Raw genomic sequence first — 2,898 nt, forward strand, 5'->3', positions numbered from 1 at the left:
TATTTTTTCTGGATCGCCAGACCCAGTTCCAGCGCGTCGACAGAATCCAGACCCAGGCCTTCGCCGAACAGTGTCTGTTCGTCACCGATATCGTCGACGCTGATGTCTTCGAGGCCCAGGGCATCGATGATCAGCCGTTTGATGTCGCGCACCAGGCCAGGGTTATTCAGATCGCTCATCTTCGGCGAGCTCCTTAATGAAGTAAGAGTGCAAATAATCGTTGAGCTTGCGCGAGGCCTGCGGTGCCGGGCCTTGCGTGGCGAAAGTCTGTGGGTCTATATCGGCCCCGACACGAAAACTGAAGTGCACGCGGCGGTGGGGGATCCGATACCAGGGTTCGGCCTTGGTCAAGGTGGTCGGATTGACCTTGATGACCACTGGCGTAAGGATTTTCGCACCGCGCAGGGCAATCGCCGCCGCCCCCCGATGAAAGGCGGGCGCCTGACCGGGCTGTGTGCGCGTGCCTTCGGGGAAAATGATCAGGGTCTGGCCGTTTTGCAGGGACTCGGCCGCGGCGTCGAGCATGTCCATGCTGCCGTCATTGCTGATGTACTCGGTGCGGCGCAGCGGGCCACGGGTGAACGGGTTTTCCCACAGGCTTTTCTTCACCACGCAATTGGCCTGGCGCACCAGGCCGATCAGGAACACCACGTCGATCAGCGACGGGTGATTGGCGATGATCATTTGCCCCGGGCGACCGAGTCGTTCCGCCCCTTGAATGTCATAGGTCAGCACGCCGGTGCGGGCCATGAAACGGACGAAAAACCAGAACAGCCGACTGACGGTCTGCCGTGCGCGCTGACGATGTTGCAAGGCATCGCCGGGCAGGCAACCTAGCAGCGGAAACACCAGCAGGCGCAGGCACAACCCGCCCAGCCCGAACAGCGCGAAACTTGCGGCAGTGGCCAGGAGGCGCCAGTAGTAGGCGTCGCGGTTTTTCTCGGTCACGGGTTGCGTTGCCAGGTCCATACACGATTTTTCCAGGCATGTTGGCAATGGGTTTGCTGACCGAGCAGGGTTCGCAACAGGTTCAGTGCGTGTGGCCAGTGCGCTTTGGACACTGCTTCCTGCCCGCTGTTCAGGGTCAGCCGCCAGCCGGTACCGGGGGTGAGCAGCAAACCGACCGCATAAGGGAACGGCACGTCGTCGATCCACTGCGAATAGGCTTGGGGCGGCTGTTCTTCGGTGATGATCAGCAGCACCGCCGGAGCGCCTTCATCGAGCAGGGCGGCCGCTTCGATAATGCCATGTTCCAGGCCATCGCCCGCGGCCGCAAGGGCGGTCATTTCGCTGGTTTCGCCGCGCATGATCGACCACAGACCGATGATCGCGTTGTGCACCGACAGGCTGAACTGCGTCGGCGACAACGGCTCGTCCTTGGCCAGGTCACTGAGAATCTCGAAGGTGCGCGGGGTTTCGCCGTGTCGTGAAACAAACACCAGCGGCAGGTTTTCCCGTCCGTCGGCCAGTGGCCAGCCGACACTGAACGCCATCCGCGCCAGACGGCTGAGGCGCCGGCGCTGCATGGCGGGCAGAAACGACACATCGGGCGCGGCATCGCTGTCCGGGAGTACGACCGGTTGTCGGCTCCAGGCCTGCCACGCGTCCACGCTGTCGAGCCCCGGGGCCCATGCGCGCCATTGGGCGATGTTGAAGTTGATCACGGATGTTCATCCCGCCCCTGCGGGCTTTTTATGACGCTTTGAGTCGCCAAAGCCGCGGCTGACCTGATGTGGCGCTTGGCGCCGGGTGGCGCGCATTATCCCGGTGCGACGAGTGTGTAGCAAATGTTGGTTACGTTTTGCGCAGCAAAATGTACCGAGTGGTCCGCAGAAAAACTGTCACTTGGCCATTATCCGGACCGTACCGGATTTGTCTGTCGGGCCTGTCAGCGCACACGGCAGGTTTTTGCCCTCTGTGCCCGCTGATTTTTGCACCTGACTCTGTAGTCCGCGTCGTTGAAGGTAGCGAAGCGCACGCACAGGCAACTACACTCGGTCATTCTTTGATACACGGAGGTTTTGTCATGCGGCGCGTGGTGTTCAATCAGAAAGGTGGTGTGGGCAAATCCAGCATTGCCTGCAATCTGGCGGCAGTGAGTGCCAGCGAGGGCTATCGCACGCTGTTGGTCGACCTCGATGCCCAGGCCAACTCCACTCAGTATCTGACCGGGCTCACTGGCGATGACATTCCCATGGGCATTGCCGACTTCTTCAAACAGACCCTGTCTTCCGGGCCGTTTTCGAAGAAAAACCAGGCCGACATCTACGAAACCCCGTTCGACAACCTGCACATCATCACCGCCACCGCTGAGCTGGCCGATCTGCAGCCCAAGCTTGAGGCCAAGCACAAAATCAACAAGCTGCGCAAATTGCTCGATGAACTGGACGGCGAATACGACCGGATTTATCTCGATACGCCGCCAGCGCTGAACTTCTATGCGGTGTCGGCGCTGATCGCCGCCGATCGGGTATTGATTCCGTTCGATTGCGACAGCTTCTCGCGTCAGGCGCTTTACGGGCTGCTGGCGGAAATCGAAGAGTTGAAGGAGGACCACAACGACGGCCTGGAAGTCGAAGGCATCGTGGTCAACCAGTTCCAGGCCCGGGCCAGCCTGCCGCAGCAGATTCTCGATGAGTTGATTGCCGAGGGCTTGCCGGTGCTGCCGGTGTATCTGAACAGCTCGGTGCGCATGCGCGAGTCGCACCAGGCCAGCACCCCGCTGATCCACCTCGACCCACGGCACAAACTGACGCAGCAGTTCGTTGAACTGCACAACCTGCTCGAAGATCACTGATTTGCGGATGGCGCCCCACCCTCCTGTGGGAGCGAGCCTGCTCGCGAAGCGGCCCGCACGTTCAACATCTCGGTTGACTGAACGGGCGCCTTCGCGAGCAG

4 protein-coding genes are annotated in these 2,898 nt (G+C 60.9%); 1 reads left to right on the top strand and 3 read right to left on the bottom strand.

The genetic code is table 11. The annotated features are described in order from the left end of the window. The 3 genes from HT737_RS17960 to HT737_RS17970 form a co-directional block, all read right to left on the bottom strand. A partial coding sequence (locus HT737_RS17960; protein ID WP_306287229.1) for a phosphopantetheine-binding protein occupies positions 1-179 on the bottom strand: 179 nt, incomplete at its 3' end. Then, positions 163-969 carry a 1-acyl-sn-glycerol-3-phosphate acyltransferase gene (locus HT737_RS17965; protein ID WP_047290916.1) on the bottom strand — a complete coding sequence of 269 codons (807 nt, stop codon included), beginning with the start codon at positions 967-969 and terminating at the stop codon, positions 163-165. The genes HT737_RS17960 and HT737_RS17965, both read right to left, overlap by 17 nt. Beyond that, positions 945-1,664 (bottom strand): beta-ketoacyl synthase chain length factor, encoded by a 720-nt coding sequence (locus HT737_RS17970; protein WP_182403505.1) that lies wholly within the window; start codon positions 1,662-1,664, stop codon positions 945-947. Before HT737_RS17970 ends, HT737_RS17965 begins: the two co-directional genes overlap by 25 nt. Positions 1,665-2,026: 362 nt before the next feature. Between HT737_RS17970 and HT737_RS17975 the strand changes: the two genes are divergently transcribed. Further along, positions 2,027-2,797: a ParA family protein gene (locus HT737_RS17975; RefSeq protein WP_041074859.1), complete on the top strand. Its 771-nt coding sequence runs from the start codon at positions 2,027-2,029 to the stop codon at positions 2,795-2,797. The last annotated feature ends 101 nt before the right edge of the window (positions 2,798-2,898 follow it).

Origin of the sequence: Pseudomonas sp. MD195_PC81_125 (assembly GCF_014060985.1) — a bacterium.
GTDB classification, from domain to species: domain Bacteria; phylum Pseudomonadota; class Gammaproteobacteria; order Pseudomonadales; family Pseudomonadaceae; genus Aquipseudomonas; species Aquipseudomonas parakoreensis.